Origin of the sequence: Agromyces hippuratus (assembly GCF_013410355.1) — a bacterium.
In the GTDB taxonomy this organism is placed as follows: domain Bacteria; phylum Actinomycetota; class Actinomycetes; order Actinomycetales; family Microbacteriaceae; genus Agromyces; species Agromyces hippuratus.
The window spans coordinates 1,274,116-1,294,448 of sequence record NZ_JACCFI010000001.1; the positions used below are offsets into that span (position 1 = coordinate 1,274,116).

General features: G+C 66.7%; 23 protein-coding genes and 1 tRNA gene. 13 read left to right on the top strand and 11 right to left on the bottom strand.

Annotated elements, in window-relative coordinates; genetic code table 11:
• Window positions 1-31: 31 nt before the first annotated feature.
• Complete coding sequence (locus BJY17_RS06065; RefSeq protein ID WP_179550562.1) at window positions 32-1,516, bottom strand: Na+/H+ antiporter NhaC family protein; 1,485 nt, start codon at window positions 1,514-1,516, stop codon at window positions 32-34.
• A 23-nt stretch (window positions 1,517-1,539) separates the two neighbouring features.
• Window positions 1,540-3,195, bottom strand: coding sequence for an amidohydrolase (locus tag BJY17_RS06070; protein WP_179550563.1), 1,656 nt, complete (start codon window positions 3,193-3,195; stop codon window positions 1,540-1,542).
• A 127-nt stretch (window positions 3,196-3,322) separates the two neighbouring features.
• On the opposite strand from BJY17_RS06070, the gene BJY17_RS06075 reads away from it, so the two are divergent.
• The gene (locus BJY17_RS06075) at window positions 3,323-4,015 is read left to right on the top strand and encodes a TetR/AcrR family transcriptional regulator (protein ID WP_179550564.1); all 693 of its coding nucleotides are present in this window, start codon (window positions 3,323-3,325) and stop codon (window positions 4,013-4,015) included.
• Between the two features lie 60 nt (window positions 4,016-4,075).
• Here BJY17_RS06075 and prfB read toward each other — a convergent pair whose 3' ends face one another.
• Window positions 4,076-5,182 carry a peptide chain release factor 2 gene (prfB, locus tag BJY17_RS06080; RefSeq protein WP_179550565.1) on the bottom strand — a complete coding sequence of 369 codons (1,107 nt, stop codon included), beginning with the start codon at window positions 5,180-5,182 and terminating at the stop codon, window positions 4,076-4,078.
• A gap of 69 nt (window positions 5,183-5,251) precedes the next feature.
• Between prfB and BJY17_RS06085 the strand changes: the two genes are divergently transcribed.
• Window positions 5,252-6,550: an MFS transporter gene (locus tag BJY17_RS06085; RefSeq protein ID WP_179550566.1), complete on the top strand. Its 1,299-nt coding sequence runs from the start codon at window positions 5,252-5,254 to the stop codon at window positions 6,548-6,550.
• A gap of 39 nt (window positions 6,551-6,589) precedes the next feature.
• On the opposite strand, the gene BJY17_RS06090 is transcribed toward BJY17_RS06085, so the two are convergent.
• The 4 genes from BJY17_RS06090 to BJY17_RS06105 are packed head-to-tail and all read right to left on the bottom strand — an operon-like array spanning window position 6,590 to window position 8,011.
• Complete coding sequence (locus BJY17_RS06090; protein ID WP_179550567.1) at window positions 6,590-6,895, bottom strand: hypothetical protein; 306 nt, start codon at window positions 6,893-6,895, stop codon at window positions 6,590-6,592.
• A complete protein-coding gene (locus tag BJY17_RS06095; protein ID WP_179550568.1) occupies window positions 6,892-7,290 on the bottom strand; it encodes a PPOX class F420-dependent oxidoreductase in 399 nt (132 codons plus the stop codon). The genes BJY17_RS06090 and BJY17_RS06095 overlap by 4 nt, the downstream gene beginning before the upstream one ends.
• Before the next feature lie 60 nt (window positions 7,291-7,350).
• A complete protein-coding gene (locus BJY17_RS06100; protein ID WP_179550569.1) occupies window positions 7,351-7,737 on the bottom strand; it encodes a hypothetical protein in 387 nt (128 codons plus the stop codon).
• Window positions 7,738-7,759: 22 nt separating this feature from the next.
• A complete protein-coding gene (locus BJY17_RS06105) occupies window positions 7,760-8,011 on the bottom strand; it encodes a hypothetical protein (RefSeq protein WP_179550570.1) in 252 nt (83 codons plus the stop codon).
• Between BJY17_RS06105 and BJY17_RS06110 the strand changes: the two genes are divergently transcribed.
• Window positions 7,986-8,213 (top strand): hypothetical protein, encoded by a 228-nt coding sequence (locus tag BJY17_RS06110; RefSeq protein ID WP_179550571.1) that lies wholly within the window; start codon window positions 7,986-7,988, stop codon window positions 8,211-8,213. The two genes, BJY17_RS06105 and BJY17_RS06110, sit on opposite strands and share 26 nt — an antisense overlap.
• Window positions 8,214-8,327: 114 nt before the next feature.
• On the opposite strand, the gene BJY17_RS06115 is transcribed toward BJY17_RS06110, so the two are convergent.
• Window positions 8,328-9,818, bottom strand: coding sequence for a toll/interleukin-1 receptor domain-containing protein (locus BJY17_RS06115; protein ID WP_179550572.1), 1,491 nt, complete (start codon window positions 9,816-9,818; stop codon window positions 8,328-8,330).
• A gap of 720 nt (window positions 9,819-10,538) precedes the next feature.
• Between BJY17_RS06115 and BJY17_RS06120 the strand changes: the two genes are divergently transcribed.
• Window positions 10,539-11,396: an Abi family protein gene (locus BJY17_RS06120; protein WP_179550573.1), complete on the top strand. Its 858-nt coding sequence runs from the start codon at window positions 10,539-10,541 to the stop codon at window positions 11,394-11,396.
• Between the two features lie 303 nt (window positions 11,397-11,699).
• Window positions 11,700-12,059, top strand: a complete 360-nt coding sequence (locus tag BJY17_RS06125) for a hypothetical protein (protein WP_179550574.1) — start codon at window positions 11,700-11,702, stop codon at window positions 12,057-12,059.
• On the opposite strand, the gene BJY17_RS06130 is transcribed toward BJY17_RS06125, so the two are convergent.
• A complete protein-coding gene (locus BJY17_RS06130; protein ID WP_179550575.1) occupies window positions 12,056-12,220 on the bottom strand; it encodes a hypothetical protein in 165 nt (54 codons plus the stop codon). The two genes, BJY17_RS06125 and BJY17_RS06130, sit on opposite strands and share 4 nt — an antisense overlap.
• 677 nt (window positions 12,221-12,897) lie before the next feature.
• On the opposite strand from BJY17_RS06130, the gene BJY17_RS06135 reads away from it, so the two are divergent.
• The 4 genes from BJY17_RS06135 to BJY17_RS06150 all read left to right on the top strand — a co-directional run bounded on the left by BJY17_RS06135 (window position 12,898) and on the right by BJY17_RS06150 (window position 16,013).
• Window positions 12,898-13,104 (top strand): hypothetical protein, encoded by a 207-nt coding sequence (locus BJY17_RS06135; protein WP_179550576.1) that lies wholly within the window; start codon window positions 12,898-12,900, stop codon window positions 13,102-13,104.
• 328 nt (window positions 13,105-13,432) lie between these two features.
• On the top strand, window positions 13,433-14,464 hold the full coding sequence (locus BJY17_RS06140) for a hypothetical protein (protein WP_179550577.1): 1,032 nt from the start codon (window positions 13,433-13,435) through the stop codon (window positions 14,462-14,464).
• A gap of 89 nt (window positions 14,465-14,553) precedes the next feature.
• The gene (locus tag BJY17_RS06145; RefSeq protein WP_179550578.1) at window positions 14,554-15,411 is read left to right on the top strand and encodes a DUF2510 domain-containing protein; all 858 of its coding nucleotides are present in this window, start codon (window positions 14,554-14,556) and stop codon (window positions 15,409-15,411) included.
• 29 nt (window positions 15,412-15,440) lie between these two features.
• The gene (locus BJY17_RS06150) at window positions 15,441-16,013 is read left to right on the top strand and encodes a hypothetical protein (protein ID WP_179550579.1); all 573 of its coding nucleotides are present in this window, start codon (window positions 15,441-15,443) and stop codon (window positions 16,011-16,013) included.
• 437 nt (window positions 16,014-16,450) lie between these two features.
• Here the strand turns inward: BJY17_RS06150 and BJY17_RS06155 are convergent, their stop codons facing one another.
• On the bottom strand, window positions 16,451-16,747 hold the full coding sequence (locus BJY17_RS06155; protein WP_179550580.1) for a hypothetical protein: 297 nt from the start codon (window positions 16,745-16,747) through the stop codon (window positions 16,451-16,453).
• Window positions 16,748-16,899: 152 nt separating this feature from the next.
• Here BJY17_RS06155 and BJY17_RS06160 point away from each other — a divergent pair, with 152 nt between their 5' ends.
• The 3 genes from BJY17_RS06160 to BJY17_RS06170 all read left to right on the top strand — a co-directional run bounded on the left by BJY17_RS06160 (window position 16,900) and on the right by BJY17_RS06170 (window position 18,502).
• Window positions 16,900-18,177 carry an acyltransferase family protein gene (locus BJY17_RS06160; protein WP_179550581.1) on the top strand — a complete coding sequence of 426 codons (1,278 nt, stop codon included), beginning with the start codon at window positions 16,900-16,902 and terminating at the stop codon, window positions 18,175-18,177.
• A gap of 15 nt (window positions 18,178-18,192) precedes the next feature.
• Window positions 18,193-18,274 (top strand) — tRNA-Leu (locus tag BJY17_RS06165).
• Between the two features lie 78 nt (window positions 18,275-18,352).
• Window positions 18,353-18,502: a hypothetical protein gene (locus BJY17_RS06170; RefSeq protein ID WP_179550582.1), complete on the top strand. Its 150-nt coding sequence runs from the start codon at window positions 18,353-18,355 to the stop codon at window positions 18,500-18,502.
• A gap of 71 nt (window positions 18,503-18,573) precedes the next feature.
• On the opposite strand, the gene BJY17_RS06175 is transcribed toward BJY17_RS06170, so the two are convergent.
• On the bottom strand, window positions 18,574-19,440 hold the full coding sequence (locus tag BJY17_RS06175) for an LLM class flavin-dependent oxidoreductase (protein ID WP_179550583.1): 867 nt from the start codon (window positions 19,438-19,440) through the stop codon (window positions 18,574-18,576).
• 121 nt (window positions 19,441-19,561) lie between these two features.
• Between BJY17_RS06175 and BJY17_RS06180 the strand changes: the two genes are divergently transcribed.
• Window positions 19,562-20,215: a biliverdin-producing heme oxygenase gene (locus BJY17_RS06180; RefSeq protein ID WP_179550584.1), complete on the top strand. Its 654-nt coding sequence runs from the start codon at window positions 19,562-19,564 to the stop codon at window positions 20,213-20,215.
• Window positions 20,216-20,333 lie beyond the last annotated feature (118 nt).

Consider the following 20,333-nt stretch of genomic DNA (forward strand, 5'->3'; position numbering starts at 1 on the left):
TCGCCGCCCACGGGAATCGGGACGACCGGCTCTAGATCCCGGCGAACCCGACGATCAGGTAGAGCACGAGCGATGCCGCCGCCGCGATGCCCGCGTACGGCAGGATCGCCGTCATGAGGTTGAGCGGCTTGATGCCGGTCGACCGCGACGCGAGGATGATGCCGTCTCCGTAGAGGCACGTGGTCGACCCGAGCGCGGCGCCCGAGAACACCGCGGCGCCCGCGATGATGGGGTTCACGTCCATCGCGAAGGCCAACGGGATCACGATCGGCGTGATGACGGCCGCGAGGTCCCAGAACGAGCCGGTCGCGTAGGCGTAGACACCGCACACGAGGAAGACCATCGCGGGCAGCAGCGCCCCGTTCATGACCGGCTGGGTCGTCTCGATCACCCAGTCGGCCAGGTGCAGGTCGATGTTCATGTGCTGCACCATGAAGGCGAGCGCGGTGAGCACGATGACGAAGATCATGCTCGAGACGCCGTCGAACGCGGCCTCGAACACGGCCTTGACCTTCAGCCGCCGCTGCACGAGGTACATGACGATGGCGACGAGGAGCGCGGCGACCGTGCCCTTCACCACGTTGACGTCGGTGAGGATCGTCACGGCGATCATGACCGCGATCGGCACGAGGAAGTTCCACGGGCGCGGCTTCGCGTACTCGGGGGCGCGCGACGCGACGGCAGTGGCCGTGGCCGTCGTCGTCGGCGCGGGTGCCGCGGCCACCGCACGGCCCGCGTCGTCGCCCGAGACGGCGAACTCGCCGACCTCTGCGTTCACGGGCAGCCCGCCTTCGGCCTCGCGCTCCTCGGCGGTGGTGCCGACGGGGAAGACATCCCCCGTGGCATCCGCTCTCGCGATGTCCTTCTTCAGGGCGCCGAGCTTCGGGAACCAGCCGAATGCGACGAGCGCGGCGATCGCGATCGCGATCCAGCCGAAGAAGATGAACGGGATCGCCTGGAGGTAGGCGCCGAAGCCCGAGCCGTTGGCCGTGACGCCCTGGGCCTCGAGGAGGCCGGCGAAGAACAGCGCCCACGTCGAGAACGGCACGATGACGGCGATCGGCGCCGCCGTCATCTTCATGATCGTGCCGAGCTCGGTGCGCGGCACGTGGTACCGGTCGGTCACGGCCTTCATCGAGGTGCCGACCGTGAGCACGTTCAGGTAGTCGTCGACGAAGAGCACGATGCTGAGCAGGAAGCTCAGCACGGTGGACTTGCGGCGCGAGTTCACGAAGCGCTCGGCCCACGCCGCGAACTCCCGCACTGCGCCCGAGCGCTCGAAGAGCGTGATCAGGATGCCGAAGAGCACGACGATGAGCACGAGCCACTGCAGGGTCTCGTCCGCCATGGCGGTGCCGAGGTAGCCGATCCAGGAGTCGAAGAACTCCCAGCCGCCGAGCAGCACTGCGCCGGTGAGGGTGCCGCAGAGCATCGCGAAGAGCGTGCGCCGTGTGAGCACGGCCACGAGGAGGATGATGACGACGGGGAGGAGCGCGAGCGCGCCGACGTCTTGCATGGTTGCCTCTGATTCGAAGGGGGTCAGGCGGCGGATGCCGCGAACACGGGTTGCCCGTCGACGATCGTCGTCAGCACGGGGAGGTGCAGCAGTTCGTCCGCGTCGACGTCGAGCGGGCTGTCGGCCCAGACGACGAGGTCGGCGCGGTATCCCGGCGCGATGACGCCGAGATCGCGGTCGCCCTGGGCCTCTGCGGCCCAGACGGTGTAGCCCTGTAGGGCTTCGTACGGCGTGAGCACCTGGTCGGGCTCGAACACCGGGGCGTCGCGGTTGCCGGGTTCGCGGCGGAGCCGCGCCCAGGCGAGCCCGATGCGCGCATCGGTCTGCGCGACGGGCCAGTCGGAGCCGAGCGCCACGGGGGCGCCGGCGTCGATCATGTCGCGCACCCGCCAGCCGAGGGCGGCGCGCTCGGGGCCGAGGCGTTCGGCCCAGAAGTCGGAGCCGTCGGCCTTCCGCCACTGCATGTGCAGCGGCTGCACCGACGCGGTGATGCCGGCGTGCGCCATGCGGCGGAGGTCGCGGTCGGCGAGCAGCTCGAGGTGCTCGATGCGATGGGCGGCGGAGCCGTTCGAGTGCACGCCCGCGGCGAGGTAGGCGTCGATGGTCTCGCCGATCGCCCGGTCACCGATCGCGTGCGTCGCGATCTGGAATCCGGCCTCCGCGTATCGGTGCACCACGCGTTCGAACTCGTCGGCGTCGGCCCAGAACGAGGTGCCGCCGTCGCCGTGGGTGTCGGGTTCGTAGAGCCAGCCGGTGCCCGTGTCGATGACGCCGTCGGCGAAGAGCTTCACGAGGCCGCCACGCCACCGCTTGCCGCTGCGGTCGCGCTGCGCGAGGTAGTGTCGCGTGCGCTCCTCGTCGTAGCCGGGGTTGTGCGCCATCGCCGAGACGATGCGCACCGGCAGGCCGCTCGGCGCCTCGGGCTCTGCGGATGCCCCGCCGTCGAGCTCGTCGAGCAGGTCGAGGTTCGCGGGGTTGCCGTCCATGATGCATCCGCCGGTGATGCCCGATGCCGCGAGGCCGCCGAGGATGTCGCGCACCCGGTCGAGCGTCTCCGCACGCGTGTACTCGGGGGCGGCGCGCAGCACGATGTCGAAGGCCGAGTCCTCGCGGAGGCATCCGGTCGGTCGGCCGGCCTCGTCGACGACGATCTCGGAGGTGTCGCCGAAGCGACGTGCACCCGTGATGCCCGAGCGGCGCAGCGCCTCGGTGCTGGCGAGCGCGGTGTGCCCGTCGAAGAAGAGCAGGAACGCCGGGGCACCGGCGGTGGCCGCGTCGATCGCGGCGGCGCTCATCGGCAGACTCGTGAAGAGGTCGTAGTCGAGGTTCCAACCGCGCACCCATCCGCCGGCCGTGCCGTCGGCGACGCGCGCGGCCTCGGCGCCGAGCATGCGCAGGAAGGTCTCGGGGTCGCGCACTCCCCCGAAGTCGATGCCGACGGCGAGTTCGATGCCCTGGATGGGGTGCATGTGGGCGTCGATGAGCCCGGGCGTGACGGATGCCCCGGCGAGGTCTTCGACCACTGTGGCGGGTCCGCGGTAGTCGGCGAGGTCGGCGGCGTCGCCGACCGCGAGGATGCGGCCTGCCCGGATCGCGACGGCGGAGGCCTCGGGCTGGCGCGGGTTCATCGTGATCACGCGCGCTCCGATGAGGATGGTGTCCGCGACGACCCGTTGCATGCGTCTGCCCGCTTTCTCGGCCGTCTTCGTCGGCGATCCAAATTTAATGTGGTTAAATTCGGGCACACGCTACTCCCGAATACGCTCATCGACAAATCCCTCGCGTCGACCACCTCGAAGGAGCCCTGTGAGTCCCACCCCGGCCAAGCGCAGCGCGGGCCGTCCGCGCACGCCGGTGCTGAGCGCCGAGCAGATCGTCGATGCGGCGTTCGCACTCGCCCGCACCGCCGGACCCGACGGATTCACGATGGCGGCGCTCGCCCGCTCGCTCTCGGTGCATCCTCCGGCGCTCTACCACTACTTCGGCGGCAAGGCCGATGTCGTGCGGGCCATGCGCGGCCGCGTCGCCGAACTGCTCGACGTCTCGGGCTTCGACACCCCCGAGACGACGCTCTCCGACGCGGTGCTGCGCTGGGCGCACTCCTACCGTTCGGCGTTCGCCAGCCACCCGGCAGCGATCGCACTGCTCGCGACCACGGCGATCGACGGCCAGGAGCGCTCGGTCGCGAACTACGAGTCGATCACGAGGCGATTCGTGGCCGAGGGCTGGCCCGTCGGCGGCGCCGTCGACGCGATCGTCGCCCTCGAGTCGTTCATCATCGGCTCGGCGCTCGACACCCTCGCACCGGCCGACATCATGTCGCCGGGCGCTGCAGCGCCCCTCGCGCCGAACTTCAGCCGTGCCGAAGCACTGCGGAGCGTGAAGGCCGCGGCACAGGGCGTGCAGCCGGCCGACCGCTCGTTCGACCTCGGACTCGCAGCCCTCGTCGGCGGCCTGCCCGCGGCACTCGCCGCAGCGGTCGAGGCCGAACGCGTCTGACGGCGCCCGAACCCGCGACTCGGCCGACCGGGGCCGGAGGCATCCGCTTCGGTCGGGTGTCTACTCGGCGGGGCGCTTGCGCCACTTGATGCCGGCGGCGATGAAGCCGTCGATGTCGCCGTCGAAGACGTGGCTCGGGTTGCCGACCTCGTACTCGGTGCGGAGGTCTTTCACCATCTGGTACGGCGCGAGCACGTAGGAGCGCATCTGGTCGCCCCAGCTCGCGGTGATGTTGCCCGCGAGCTCCTTCTTCTGCGCCGCCTCCTGCTCCTTCTGGATGAGCAGGAGTCGCGACTGCAGCACGCGCATGGCGGCCGCACGGTTCTGGATCTGCGACTTCTCGTTCTGCATCGAGACGACGGTGCCGGTCGGAAGGTGCGTGATGCGCACGGCGGAGTCGGTCGTGTTGACCGACTGGCCACCGGGGCCGCTCGAACGGAAGACGTCGACGCGGATGTCGTTCTCGGGGATGTCGACCTCCTGCGCCTCCTCCATGAGCGGGATGACCTCGACGGCCGCGAAGCTCGTCTGGCGTTTGCCCGCCGCACCGAAGGGGCTCATGCGCACGAGTCGGTGCGTGCCGGCCTCGACACTCAGCGTGCCGAAGGCGTAGGGCGCGTCGATCTCGAATGTCGCCGACTTGATGCCCGCCTCTTCGGCGTAGCTCGTGTCCATGACGGTGGCCTTGTAGCCGTGCTTCTCGGCCCAGCGCAGGTACATGCGCATGAGCATCTCGGCGAAGTCGGCAGCGTCGACGCCGCCGGCGCCCGCGCGGATCGTGATGACCGCCGGGCGGTCGTCCCACTCGCCGTCGAGCAGCGTCTGCACCTCGAGGTCGCCGATCGCCTTCTGCAGCGACTCGAGCTCGGTGCGGGCCTCTGCGGCGCTGTCTTCGTCGCCCATCTCGTTGGCGAGTTCGATGAGCACCTCGAGGTCGTCGAGTCGCGAGTCGATGCTCGTGACGCGGGCGAGCTCGGACTGGCGGTGGCTGAGCGCGCTCGTCACCTTCTGCGCGTTCGCGGTGTCGTCCCAGAGATCGGGCACGCCGGCCTCTTCTGAGAGCCGTTCGATGTCGGCTGTGATGGCGTCGACGTCGACGACTGCGCGGATGTCGCTGAAGGTGGATCGCAGCGCGGCGATCTCCTGCGAGAGGTCAAGATCCAACATGGCGTCCCCAGCCTACGCGAGTCCCCCGCCCGCATGGTGCACCGCCCGAGCGGGTGTAGCGTCGAATCGATGACCGATTCCGCGCCCCGATTCTCGTGGCGCGGGGTCATCCTCCCGGTCTACCTGCCGACCCTCGTCTTCTCGCTCGGCGAGGGCGCCATGATCCCGATCGTGCCGCTCGTGGCGACCGAGCGCGGCGCCTCGCTCGCCCTCGCGGGCCTCATCGCGGCGATGCTCATGGTCGGCGAGCTCGCCGGCGACCTGCCGGCCGGATGGCTCGTCGCCCGCATCGGCGAGCGCAACGCGATGATCGGTGCGGCGATGCTCGCCGTCATCGGCGTGCTCATCGCCATCGTCTCCCCCACGCTGCCCGCGCTCGCCATCGGCGTCTTCCTCCTCGGGCTCGCGACCGCCGTGTTCGGGCTCGCCCGGCACGCGTTCCTCACGAGCTACGTGCCGGTGCGCACCCGGGCGCGGGCGCTCTCCACGCTCGGCGGGGTGTTCCGCGCGGGCTGGGCCGTCGGCCCCTTCGCCGCCGCCGCGATCATCGCGTCGACGGGGTCGAGCGAGTCCGTCTTCTGGGTGCTCGTCGTGGCGTGCTTCGCCGTGATCGGCGTGCTCGTGCTGCTGCCCGACCCCGAGCGCGTGTTCGGCGCCGCGCGGCTCGCGCGCGAGGCATCCGCCGCTTCGGCCGCGGCGACGACGACGGATGCCTCGGGCGCCCCGCTCACCGCAGGCGAGGCCGAGGCGGCGGCGGAGTCGTCGCCGAGCGTGTTCCGCGCGATCCGCGAGAACCGCGGGGTGCTCGCCCGCATCGGCACCGGGGTGGGGCTGCTCGCCGCGGTGCGCGTGAGCCGCACGGTCGTGCTGCCGCTCTGGTCGGTCTCGATCGGCATGCCCGCCGAGCAGGCCGCCCTCGTGATCGGCATCTCGGGCACGATCGACTTCGCGCTCTTCTATGCGAGCGGCCAGATCATGGACCGCTTCGGGCGACTCTGGAGCGCGATCCCGGGCCTCCTCGGCATGGCGGCCGGGCACATCGCCCTGGCGTTCACCCACGACCTGCCATCGAACGCCGTCTGGTTCACGGTCATCGCCATCTGGCTCGGCCTCGCGAACGGCGTCACGAGCGGCATCATCATGACCCTCGGCGCCGACCTCGCGCCGAAGCAGAACCCTGCGCCGTTCCTCGGCGCATTCCGCATGATCGGCGACACCGGCGGCGCCGGGGCACCGCTCATGATCGCCGCCGTGACGTCGATCGCGTCGATCATGGCGGCGAACGTCGCCGTCGGCGTGCTCGGCCTGGTCGGCGCGGCGATGCTGTGGCGGTGGATTCCGCGCTACGTGCCGCACCGGCGGCGCTGAGGCGGTTCAACTGATGGCCGTGGCGTGGTGCGTCGGCACTCAGCCCGTGGGCGTGCCGTATGAGAGCACGACGAGGATCAGCTGGAACAGGAACACGAAGCCGCCGACGGCCACGGCGCCGATCCAGAGCCAGCCGGCCACGAGCGTCGGGTCCTTCTTCACCTCGCGCCGGCCGCGGAGCCCCAGCACGACGGCGAGCGCCGACAGCGGCAGCGAGGCGAGCGCCGGGGTCAGCAGCGCGAGCGCGGCGAGCACGACCGCGATGATCGCGATCCACGCGTAGCGACGGCCGTCAGCCCGACCCGATCCGTTGCCGCCGGCACCGCGCCCCGCGCCGCCGCTCATCGCCCGTTGACCTTCTCGATCGCCATCACGAGGATGACCCGGTCGGCCTTGTCGGCCGGCGCCTGCTCGTTCGGGTTGCCGTAGCGCCGGCCGAGCCGCACGTACATCGAGCCCTCAGGGTCGGGCAGCGCCTCGACGAGACGGCCGCGCACCTCGACGTACTTGAGCGGGTTCTCGGGGTCGGTCATCTCGAGCGTCATGCGAGGGTCGGCCTGCAGGTTGCGGAACTTCGCGCGCTTCGACGTGTGCGTGAAGCGGATCGTCTGCGTCTCGGGGTCGAACTCGAACCACATCGGGTTCACCTGCACCTCGCCGTTCGGTCGCACCGTGCCGAGGTGCGCGAACACCGGCGACGAGAGGATGCGGGCGAAGTGGTCTGAGATCTCGACGGTCATGCCTCCAGTCAATCGCACACCGCCGGTTCGGCGGAACTCATGCGCCGACACCCGGAGAGTTCAACCTCGTGCCGGGAGGGCGCGCAGTGCGATCGCCTGGCTGGTGGCGAACAGCGCGACGTCGACGGCGACGGCCAGGACTGCGACGACGATCAACACGGATGCCGCAGCTGCCGAGACGAGGCCGACCGCGAGGGCGGCGAGCACGTTGGCGATCATGACCAGGCCGAGCGCTCGACGCAGGGGCAGTCGGGAGAGCATCCAGAGCACCCCTCCGGCCCAGACGACCACCGCGACTCCTGCCGCAGCGATCACGAGCGGGGGCAGTGCGACCCCGTGGGCGATCCACCCGGCACCCAGCGCCACGGCCGTTCCCAGCACCGCGCAATAGGCGGCATCGAGGCGCAGGCTCCACCGTCCGAACGTGTCTCCGTCGATCCGTCGCATCACTGCCCTCTCTTCGCCAGACTCAGTGGAACACAGATCGGGCCGTCGCCGTCACCTCGATCGGCACCGAGAGCGGCAGCAGCTCGGTGTGGATCGGCGCGTACCAGACCGCGCGCATCGTGACCGTGGCGCTCTGGCCGTCGTCGGATGTCGCGCGCACGAGCTCGACGTCATGCAGTTCGTGCACCGCGTCGCCGAGGTACGCGTTCGCGGCCTGCCGGACCTCGATCGAGTCGAGCTCGAGCGAGGTGGTCGCCGCCGACCTGCACGTCATCGAGGCTCCAGGCCTCGGCCGCGGCGGGCGCGGCGAGGTCGGCTGGACCGGGCCGAGATACGCCGTCGGCGACGACGAACTGGGGTTCGACGGCAAGAACCTGACCGAGAACAACACGTCCTGGCTAATGTTCGAGGGCAGCGACGGCCTCCGCTTCAAGAAGCCGTTTGACTTCGTCTCGGTCGCTCTGACCAACGCATGACAGGCTCTGAGAACCGCGAATCCGGTTCTCAGCACCGCCCGGCCAATTCCGTCCGGCCTGGCGGTGCGACAGCCGTCCACTCCAGTCCTCGCGGAAGTAGTGCGGACACGTCTCCTACCAACGAGAAGACCTGATTCGGCCCGCCAGATCCTGGACGCTCTCGAGCGCGGCGATCGCACGTTCAGAATCGCCGCCGAACAGGCCCGCCATCAACGGGGTCCATCCAGCGCCCTGCGCCCGCGCCTCGTTCAGCATCACGACCTCTGGGCCCTGCTCACTGTGCCTGTGTCGCCAGGTGTAGCGGCCGTAGCCTCCGTGGGGGCCGTAGTACCGATCTGACTGCGCACGAGCGTCTTCCGAGATCGCGTCGAGCAGCACTTCCACTTGGTCGAAGGCGTGGGCGTAGTCTGCGTCGCTCGCGAACTGCTGTCGGTAAAGCGGCGCTAGAAGGGTGAACAGGTGATCGGAGATCGGTGTGAATCTGCGTCCACCGTCTTTCGTCAGTAGCGAGCCAAGTTCCTCGTCGTTCATCGGCTGCTCGTCGTCCTCGAGGCAGAGGAGCGTGCCGAGAGCCCTCCACTGATCTATGCCGATCACGCTCTGACTCCCCGAAGTGAGGATGAACGGCACCCGCGCACCGTTCGTTGTCGATACGGAGACGTCAGCGGTCGCTGCCCGCAGCATGGAGTAGTTCTGCTTCGTGACAGCGCCGAGCGCAGTCGCGAATGTCGCGACGATGGCCGGGTACTTGTGCAGCGCTGTGAGCAGATCGACTCCCTCTCTCTGCGTAGACTCCTGCGCGAGGATTCGCAGGGTCTGAGAGAGCTCCTGCTCGTGTGCCTGCGATCCGTACATCGCGATCAGCTTGAACGGGACGAGTGCGGGAGCAAGGATGTCGTCGTAGCTGCGGACCCGTCGAACCCAGACCCGGGCGAACGCGGCGTCGACCTTGGTACCGGCCGGGACGGTCAGCGGGAACTCCGCGCGGTCGCTGAGAGCGTAGCGAACCGGCGTGCGAAGCTCCGACATGTAATCGTCGAAGTCCATGATGAGCGAAGGATTCCGAAGCAGTTCGCGGAGCGGTTCCACCACGTCGCTTTGAGCGCGCCTCGCGTCGGCCGCAGCCGTGGATACGGATGCGGGCGCTATCCCGGGCGACGAGCCGATGGCGCGTTGGATTGCAACGACGAGGCGGCTCAACTGCGCGCTCTTCTGCTGCCCGAAGAGATCCGCCCGGTGGATCGATCGGCCGAGCGTCCGGCCAGCCCCCAGATCGAAGTCTGGAATTTCGCATTCGTCGAGGCGAGCAGTCATCAGCCACGCTGCGCCTGGCGGGCGCGTGCGGTACTCTTCGGCGGCAAGTGTGAGTTCCTCGAACTGATACGACTTGTCACGCTTGGCGAGGTTCGAAGAGAAGCAGGCAAGGAAGACGAACGATCCACTCCGGATCGCGTCTCGAATCTCCCGTTGCCAGTCGTCGCCTGGCCAGAGTTTGTCCTTGTCCCGCCACACGATGAAGTCGGCGGCCTCTAGCGCACCCTGTAACTCATCGATCAGTTCGGAGTCTTCGCTGATGTAAGAAATGAATACGTGGTCCGCTGGCACGAGGCCCAACCTATCGGTGCTCGCCGCGCGTTCCGATCAAGGATCGTTGAGACGTGGATTCGACGGCATCCCGATCTCGCGGATCCGGCAGCAACCGCATACGAATCATGAGCGAAGGTGTCGCATGGCGCACTCACGCTTGCAGGAATGCTCGAGAAGTAGTCGAACTGCTCAGAGGCCGCCCACAGTGGGAATTCCTCCCACGTCTCCGTGGTCCACCACGGCTCCGGAGCGAATCCTGCCATGTCGATCACCTGCTGAATTCCGGGTCGGCTCGCGTGCAAGCCGGGGACGGGCTCGCTGCGCCGCGTCAACGCGCTCAGCGTGTCCGCGAGGGCAGCGGGCAACTCTTCGGCTGTCATGGGCGATCCTACGTTGGCGCGGACGGACTCTCGGGGAGGGGCCCTCGGATAAATTGGCGCGAACATCAGGATCTGGTTGCCGGCCTGCTGGAACGCTGGAGCCGATAGGACGTACGTTGCTCGGGCGGATGTGATCGTTGCGACAGAGCTGGACTGCCCGAAGTGCGGCACCCGATGTGTCACGGGGCTCGCCGACATCCCGTTCTGCCGCGGTTGCAAGGTGGCCTTGATCCCGACGGTTGCGCCCCGGAGATGAACAACAGCGTTGTGATACCGTTGGAATCAACAGCGCCCCTCCAAGGCTAGAGCTTCGGCTTCCTGAAATAGGAGGGGCCAGTTTCGTATATAGGCTGCGACTGTGAAGCCTTTCCAGACGCTCGACGAGCTTGCAGCCCTTCTCGTCGAACGAGGTCTGATTGTCGAAGATCTCGATCAGGTCAAGCGCACGCTCCACGACTGCAACTACTACCGACTGTCAGGCTACTTTCGTCAGTTCCAAGTGAATCCGAGCGCCGGCGATGACAGATTCCAGGACGGTTCCACTTTCGCCGATGTGAAATCGACGATGGACCAGGACTATGCGCTCAGGGCGCTGCTACAAGAAGCGCTCACGATGATCGAACTGTCTGTACGCTCTCGGTTCGCTCACGAAGCGGGGCGAACGCACGGCGATCGGGCCTTCTATCTGGATCGCGACTGCTACATCAGCCAGACACCCGATCTCGATGCTCTGATCTTGAGCATCGAACGAGACCTGCGTCGCACCACGTCAAAGACCGTGCGCCGCTACTCCCCTGAGGGGACATTCGAGAATGTGCCGATCTGGGTCGGCATCGAGGTGATGTCATTCGGAGCCGCGGCGAAGATGATTCAGTACCTCGCGGACAGCGAGCCAGCCAAGAGAATGGCGAACTCGTACTCGCTCCCTTGGGAGGGATTTCAGAGCATTTTGCATTCGTTCGCCGTGCTGCGAAATCGTTGCGCGCACCATGGCCAGGTTTGGCATCGTCGACTGGACATCCAGTGCCCAGTTCAGAAGAAGCTCCGTCGGGGGGAACCCGATCACGACCCACAGGGGCCGTACGCCGCGATCATCAGCCTCAAACGCTTCATGCGTGCGCTGGATACCCAGTCCACTTGGGGCGTGCGGGTTTCGGAGTTCTTGGACGCGGGGCCGGCCTTCAAGGACGGAATCCTGAGGCCGTTCGCGAGATGAAAACTACGAAGCTCAAACGTCAGCGGCATGAGTTGACGCGGTTGCAAGGCAGCTTTGGTTCCCACGATCGAGACTTAGGTACGTGAAGGGCGGCTTCGCGTCGACCGCGGACCCAGCACTTGGGATCATCACGTTCGTCGGACTAGTTGTCGTGGGGCTCGTGATTTTCATCGACTGGCTGGTTCGCCGCAGATAGTCCCGACCCGTTGGAGCACCCCCGCCCCCTCCCACTGGGGGCGCGTGCCAGTCAGCCAGAAAGTTAGGCTCGCGAGCATGAAGAGGTTTATGCCTACGATCGCGGCAGTGATGCTCCTCGCGGGATGCTCAGCGGCAGCCCAGCCGGTCCCGGCACCCGAGCCCGAACCCGTCGCCACCTACTCGACAGTGGACGAGCTGCGTGAAGCCTTCGTTGCCGCCGGCGGTGAATGCCCGGAATGGGTCCAAGGCGACCAAGTCACGCTCGCCGCACAGTCGGGCAGCTGCTCGGACGACACGGTGTTGTCGATCTACACGGGCGCCACCGATCGTGACGAAGTCGTCGGCAATCTCAAAACGCTACTGTCAGACGACCTCAGCCTGCTGGTTGGGGAGAACTGGATCATCAACGTCCCGGAGCCCGAATTGTACGTCGACAAACTCGGCGGCACAGTTGTGACGAACTAGCTGCGACGCCGAATGGCGCGCCGTATGAACGGCCCCGTGATCATCAGGATCGCCAGGATTCCAACGAGGATGAACGGCCATGGATTCGTCTCGAATGCATGAACTAGGCCCAACAAAGCGTTCGCGAAGCCTTGCAGGATGACGTCGACCATGTTCGGCATGAGCCGACCGTACGAGTGCCGCGTACGGTGGCGCTACCACCCGTTCGGGTCACCGTTCCACGTAGGCTCGAAACCATACGTCTGACCGGCATCATCCGCCCAACCTCGACCAGCGAACTTGTTGCCGCAGGGCACGATCGAGGCTCCGCTTATGAGGCGCTTGTCGCCCAGGTGCCGCCCGGGCACATCCTTCTGCGCGCGCATTTCGACATGAAAGGCGGCGTTACAACGGCGACCGGAGCGATTCGGCCAGATCGCACAGAGTCCGTCGAAGCCGAGGGCGCTGGCTATGGCGACGCCACCTCAACACTGCGGGCACAGGTTCCGGACGGGTACCTGCTACTGCAGGCAGTACGTTCCTGACCGTCCGCGATAAACTTCGAGAGCATGGCTGACAACACCAACGCTCTCTGCCCGATCACGACCGAACCGCACGAACTCCGTGGCGATTGGGGCGACGGGCCCGTCTTCAAGGACTGCGATGAGTGCCGTCCCAGCCGCGCACCGCGGCGGACAATCAGTGCGCACCACGGTCGGACCTGACCCGTTGTCGGCGGGGCGCTCGTAGAATCGAAAAATCACCCGCGCGGGTCGGCGCGCTCCCTTCGAGAGGAGCACCCGGCCCTTTGCGTTACTGGCAGCCGAAACTGCGATCCGTCCGCCGCGGTGAGTGGATCATGTTCGACGACACAACACGAATCACGATCATCCGCGAGGTGCATGCTGGCACCCCTGCAGAGCCGATGCTGCTCGCCGAGACCTGGTCACCTAAACCCGCCGAGCGCATCCTGCTCGGATACTTCCCTGCAGACCGGCTGCGCTTCGCGGCCGACGTCGTGTGGACGGTCTACCGGCGCGAAACAGAGGCCGCAGATGGCCCGTGACGAACCACGCTGGCATCCGCTTCTGGCTGCTGTAGAAGGACCACCATTGACGTGGCGAATGCTGGACACCTACGACCGCGAGTACGGCCGCATCAAGGTAGTGCGCCTCGGCAGCGAACCAAGCTATCGCCTCGAGTTCCGCGGCGAACACATCGGCTATGAGACCACACTGCGAAAGGCCGTCGAAACAGTGCACCAAGCATTCATTCGATCCCACGCGCCAGGAGGATTCGCACCCAACCCGTGGCCAAGTAGCCCCTCTCACTCGGTGATCGATTAATCCGTCCAAAAGGCGCAAGTACGTGTCGAGCGAAATACCATCCCAAGTGTGGAACACAGCCAATCGCTCGTCTCTCTCGCAATCAAGGCGACCAACGAGTTCAGCACGAATCTGCTTACGGACCTCCAGCCTGAAGTATGGGGCCACGATGTCAACGACGACGATGCCTCCGATCTCCGGGACTATGTGCTCGGATGCGCCGCCGGAGTTGTTTCAAATCTTCAGTCGGTGGCCTATCACCATGCCGCGCACAAGGGCATGCGCAACGCTCACGACGCTGACATGCTCCGCTACATGAGAACGCATCGCGCCCCGTATCCGAAACCACGCGAGCGCCGCTTCGAGGAGCGAGCCACTGAGATCCAAGTGCACTTTGATGGAGTTGTTCAGTCCATTGGATCCGCGCTCGACTGCTTGTCTGCAGTCGTCGTCGGTATTTCTGGGATGGCGGTCCAGATTCGGAAAGCTGACTTGACGACCATCGTGAAGCCGGCTCTCCTCATGGGCGATTCATTCCCAGATTCGCTCGGTCGAGCACTGCGCAAAGCACCGAACGAAGAAATGGCTCAACTCCAGATGGCTGCTGCGGGTGGCCTCGCAGGATCTCTTAGAGCTGCGGGACCATCCGGATGGTTGGACTGGACGCTAGGGATGCGAAATATGGTCGTCCACCGTGAACGCCGGGTTCAGTTCGTCATGTTCGATGGCCAGCCCCCGAGACCGCGCAGCGTTTCGCCACGAAACCCACACGCCTCGAACATGGGCGCTATTCGCGCATCCCAGAGCGATTTCGACAGCTTCTTCATTTCGGAGGACAACCTTGGCATAGCGGATGGGATTGTTGGCTCGCTGCGAGACTCCATCGTCGGTTCAATCGAGGTTCTTAACCAGACTTGGAGTGGGCGGAAGGCGCTCGGCGCTCTGGGGACGGTTCCAGTGGCAATCCAGTGGAAAGACGCGCAGCTTGATCCGGGGTTCACCGGCTACACCCCTGGAAGTGTGACCTTCCCCAAAGGCTCGAGTCTTCACATGAACCCGGTCGATGCTGAGCGAATTCGCAGAGCGGGACTCCTGCGTTAGTTCTTGGATGCTTGTCCTCGCCATCCCCGAACTGGGGTCACGGCGTTCCTGCGACGACCCTAGCCTTCTCGCAACGCTAAGGAGCCGTCATGACCGACCCGAATCAGCCCCCTGCGAACTGGTACCCCGACCCTGAATCTCCAGAACAGCAGCGCTACTGGGACGGAACGCAATGGACCGAGCATCGCTCGCCGCTGCAAGAAGGCGGACCGCCTACTCAGGCAGACGCACCGACGGCGGAACCGCCCAAGAAGAAGCGCACCGCCCTCTGGGTGACACTCAGCGTTGTCGGAGGGCTCGTACTCATCGTCATCATCGGTGCATCCATTGCAGCAGCAAATCGCGGGTCCAACGCCGCCAAAGCAGAACCAACCCCATCAATCGTCGAGGAAACGCCCGAAGCTCCGGAACCTTCGCCAGAGCCAGTACCGGAACCTGTGATCGTACCAACGCAGACATTCCCCGGAACCGGTGACAACGTCATCCCCGTGAGCATCCTCGAACCCGCCATCATCAAGTTCGAATGCGCCGACTGCACCAGCAACACGGTCCTCGAGACCGATGGCTACGACTCGCTGCTCGTCAACACGATCGGCGCCTACTCAGGCAACCACCTCGTAAACATCACCGAAGGTGCGATCATCACCCAATTCACGGTGAAGGGCGACGGCAACTGGGTCATCACGGTCTCAGATATCTCTACCGTTCCTGCGACAGCCGGCGGAGCGACAGGGCACGGGGACACGGTCGTCATGCTTGCCGACTACTTCACCTCAGCCGCGATCGCCAACACAGGCGAAAGCAACTTCGTCGTCGAAGGCTACGGCGGGACATATCCAGAACTTGCCGTCAACACCATCGGCAGTTACCAAGGCACCGTCGAACTCACCGGTCCAGGATTCGTCCAAGTCACTTCGGAAGGCGACTGGTCTATCACCCCGCAATAGGACGATGCCGCCGTCGTTATCCTTTGCCTATGGTCGAGCCTGAAACAGACGTCATCAATCACGACGACACCCGCGAGCACTACTCCGACGAGATCCTCGCTGAGATCGGAAGGTTCGTGGTGGCGTGGTCGCGAGTCGAATTCCGAGTGCAGGCACTGCTGGGAAACCTCCTCGGGCTCACGCCGCCGACGTCTGTCATCATCACGAAACACCAGTCGACGGCCGCGCTGATCGAGACTTGCGAGCGTGCAGCCGGCGCCACGCTCAGTGGCGATGAGCAAGCCAGCGTTCTCACTTGGCTGAAGTCAGTCCGTGAGGCTTCGCTAGTGCGAAACGAGATCGTTCACGGCTTTTGGGTCCTCGAGTCAACCGGAGAGTCATGGGTACCGGCCATGAGCTCATTCAGCCTCGAGAAGCGTGCACGTATTGGCGGTGTGAAGGTCAAGTCCGCACTCGTGACACGCGACTGGTTCAAAGACAAGATCCGATCCATCGAGGTCGTGAGAGACATCTACGAGATGCTTCCAGCTCGATTCAGGGAGTTCTCGTGGCAAGTGGATCCTGACGGCCGCCTGACACATGACCAGGATCCGGGCGACTAACTTTCCGCCGCCGCTGCATGACGGCGGCTCTGAACGCCTGCTGCGCCCGTTGGTAGTGCTCCTGAGTCGCTAGCGCCTTCCCGGTGTTGCCGGCCAGTACAGCGCCCACATGCGCTCGATAAGCCTTCGAATACTCCTCGCGGATGGCGTCATAGTCAGACGACGCCTCAACCGATACCCCCTAGCCGCGATTGGCGTCCAACCACTCAGCTTCCGCCTCAGCGAAGATCCGTTCCCGCTCACCCACAGGGGCACCAGAGCCGATGTAAGCCCGCCATTTCACCCGACCCGGAACCCCGCTCGGTAACCTCCCGAACAGGCCGCGGAACAGGCTCCCAACGCGCCACCAGCCGGCCGTCCTTTGACGCTCACGGTCCCACCGCGCAGAAGCAGCACGCGACTTCACCGCCGAAACATCTGACCCGGCCCCCATGCCCTCATCGGGCATTCGAAGCAACGTCAGGATCTTCGCCAAGCCCTGACGTTGCTGCCGCAACTCCGCAAAGATCGGGTTCAGCCGCTGCTGACCCGGTGATCGACGCGACGACCTCGCGCGTCGCGGCGAGTTCGTCACCGAGCTGGGCGTGCGCCCCCGAGAGCGCGCGCTCGCTGTAGCGCCGCACCCCTTCGTGGGCGTACCGGGCGGCCGCCGAGTCGTCGCGCGCGAGATCGACGCCGTCGCGCAGCACCCGCGTGCGCACCCGGTCGGCGATGGTGCGCACGGGATCGGTCATGCGCACCATCATGCGATGCAGCGGATGCCTCGCTCCGAAGTTATCCACAAGCCCGCGAGCGCGGCCACGGCACACCGGCCACCAGGCAGCTGCGCCTGCACCGTCACCGACAACCTGCTCAGTAGAATCGGCTCACTCGAAGCGGAGGCAGCATGAGCATTTCACTCGACACGGACGTCGCGCGAGCGGCCATCGCCAAGCGCGACCTCGTCGTCGACCTGGCCAGGGTCTTCTGCGTCCTGCTCGTGGTGGTGATCCACCTGCTCATGATCGGCGTCGGCATGGGAGTCGACGGGGCGATCATCACGTCTCGCCCGCTCGAGGCCCAGCCGTGGTTCGCCGCCGCGACCTGGGCGGGGCAGATCATGCCGCTGTTCTTCGCGCTCGGCGGGTTCACCGCCCTCACGGCATGGCGCAGCCTCGAGCGGCGCGGCGGCGACCAGGTCGACTTCGTGCGGGGCCGCGTGCTGCGGCTCGCCCGCCCGGCGCTGCCGCTCTTCCTCTTCTTCTCGGTCGCCCTCGGCGCCGCGACCCTCGCCGGAGTCGATGCCGCCCTGCTCGACACGGTCGCCACGGGGGTCGGCAGCCCCCTCTGGTTCCTCGGCGCGTTCCTGCTCGCGCAGTCGTTCGCCCCGACGATGGTGCGACTGCACGAGATCGCTCCCACCCGAACCATGATCGTGCTCTTCACGGGTGCGGTGCTGGTCGACGGTGTGCGCAGCGCCACCGGCATCGTCGAGATCGGGCTCGTGAACCTCGTCTTCGTCTGGTTCTTCGTGCAGCAACTCGGGTTCTGGTACTCCGACGGATGGTTCAGGGCGCGCCGCCCCGTGCAGCTGCTCGGGTTCGTCGTGCTCGCCTTCGTGGCGCTCGGCGGTCTCGTGGCAGCGGGCTGGTACTCCCCCGACATGCTCGTCAACCTCAACCCGCCGACCGTGCCGCTTGCGCTCCTCGGCGTCGCACAGGTGAGCCTGCTCACCCTCGTGCACCGCCCGCTCGCCGCCCTGATGCGAGGCAAGCGCGTGCAGGCGGGCGTCTTCTTCCTCGGAGCCCGTGCGATGACGATCTACCTCTGGCACCTGCCGGTGATCATCGCCGTGGCCGGCATCGCCCTGCTCGTTCCGCCCCTGTCGCCTGCCCCGGGCAGCGTGGCCTGGTGGATGACGCGACTGTTCGTGTTCGTCGTCGTGCTCGCCCTCGTGCTGCTCGTCTCGATGCCGCTCTCGCGGTTCGAGACCGCATCGACGGCCATCCCCGAGGGCCTCCGGCGTCCGGATGCCGCGGCGACGTGGACGGCGATGGCGCTCACCCTGCTCCCGGCGTTCGCCGTCATGCAGTTCTTCCTCGACCTGCCGATCGCCCTGATGGGCGCGGTTTCGCTCGCGATCGCCCTCTGGCTGCTCCGAAGCCGGCGCCCGCAGAACGCCTAGACTGATCGGGCACTCGCGGGAGTGGTGAAATCGGCAGACACGCAGGATTTAGGTTCCTGTGCCTTCGGGCGTGTGGGTTCAAGTCCCACCTTCCGCACGCGGTGGCGCGAAATCCTGCCGAAGCGTCGGCCGTCGCGCTAGCGTCGAAGCACAGACGTTTCAGGAGGAACACATCATGACCGATTTCGTTGACCCGCTCGAAGAGCCGCTGAGCCTCGACCGCGACCCCAACCGCCCCGGGTCGCTCGACCCCGACATCAACGAGGAATGGGTCGAGTACGACGCCGACGGCAACGAGATCAAGAAGGACGACACCTCGGCCTGAGCGGTCGAGGAGACGGCTGAGCGGTCAGCGACGCTGACCGCTCAGCCGAAGCCAGAGGCAGAGCCGAACGATCAGACCGACGGCGGCCCCGCCGCGATGCGCGCCCGCGCAGACGCCTCGATGCGTTCGGCGGGCACCGACCAGTCGGACTCGAGCCACCATGTCGCACCCGCCTCGGCCCACGGCTGCACGATGGCGGCGTCGGCCGCGGCATCCGTGCCGGTGGTCGTGCCTTCTTGGATCACGTCGAACGGCCGCTCAGCGAGCCCGAGTCGCCCGCGCTCCTCACGGATCCAGGCGATCGCCTCGGCTGCGATCTCGGGGGTGAAGAGGCGTGCCTGCTCGTCGGCGCTCTCGGGAGAGTTGCCCGGGGGCGCATAGTTGGGGATCCACCCGTCGTACCGGGCGACTCGGCGCATCGACTTCATGCGCGGCCAGAGGCCCACGACCCACGTCGGGATGCGGGGCTCCTGCACGATCGCGGGCGGCAGCATCGAGTCGGTGCGCTTGGCCCGGTAGTGCTGCCCCTCGAACTCGAACGGCTCGGCCCGCCACAGCTGCTGCATGAGCTCGAGCGACTCATCGAGCAACTCGGCGCGGTGCTTTCGCCCGGGGTCGTCTTCGAAGGTCCAGAAGCGCGGCTCTGCCTCGGAGACGCCGAGCCCCGCCGAGAGGATGACCCGGCCGCCCGAGAGCCGGTCGACCGTCATGGTCTGCCCGGCGAGCTCCCACGGTCGTCGGCGCGGCACCGGCGTCAACATCGTGCCCAGCTTGATGCGGTCGGTGACCATCGCGGCGGCCGCGAGCGTCGCCCACGGATCGGTCGCCCAGATGCCCTCCCAGACGAAGAACCCGTGCCAGCCGGATGCCTCGGCGAGCCCCGCCAGCTCGACCGCGACGCGCGGATCACTGCCCGTGTAGATGAATCCGTATCGCATTCGGCCGAATCTACGGCGACCCACCGACATCCGTTCGCGTCCTCATGCGACGAACGCCGAGCGCCGTTCAGTTTCGCCCGCTAGAATGTAAGGTAAACCTAACCTCATCGAAGGGTCGCCCATGACGATCGCCCCCACTGCCCCGGCCCGCACCGACGCCGAGCCCCTCGACGTCGCTGCCCTCGTGCGCGCGGCCTCCGCCGACGACCACAAGGCCGCCGAGTCCCGCGGCTACATCGTGCAGCTCATGGGCGGCGAGCTCTCGCTCGATGAGTACACGCGCTACCTCGCCCAGTTCGGCTGGGTCTACGAGGCGCTCGAAGAGCGCGGCAGCCGCGACGGCGACCCGGCGGTCTTCGACCCCGAACTCGCCCGCATGGCCGCGATCGAAGCCGACCTCGCCGCGCTCGGTGCCGCCGACTGGCGCACCTCGCACCCGGCACTGCCTGCCACGGTCGAATACGCCGCCCACCTGCGGTCGGTCTCCGGCGACGACGTGCGCTACCTCGCGCACCACTACACGCGCTACCTCGGCGACCTCTCGGGCGGCCAGGCCATCGCCCGGCTCGTGGCACGTCACTACGGCGCCACCCCCGAGCAGCTCAGCTTCTACCGCTTCGACATCGCCGAAGACGGGGTCGTCCGCTACAAGCGCGGCTACCGCGAGGCGATGAACGCCCTCGCACTCGCCCCCGAGCAGGTCGACGTGCTCATCGCCGAGGTGCGCACCTCGTTCCGCATGAACAGCGCGATCTTCGAGGCGCTCTCCGCCTGAACTCGGCCGGTCGCTTCGGCCGGCGCTCCTGACGCCCGGCTCACCCGATGGGGTGAGCCGGGCGTCATACTCCAGTCGGATGCCGCTCGAGAACGCCCTCGGTAGACTGCAACGAAAC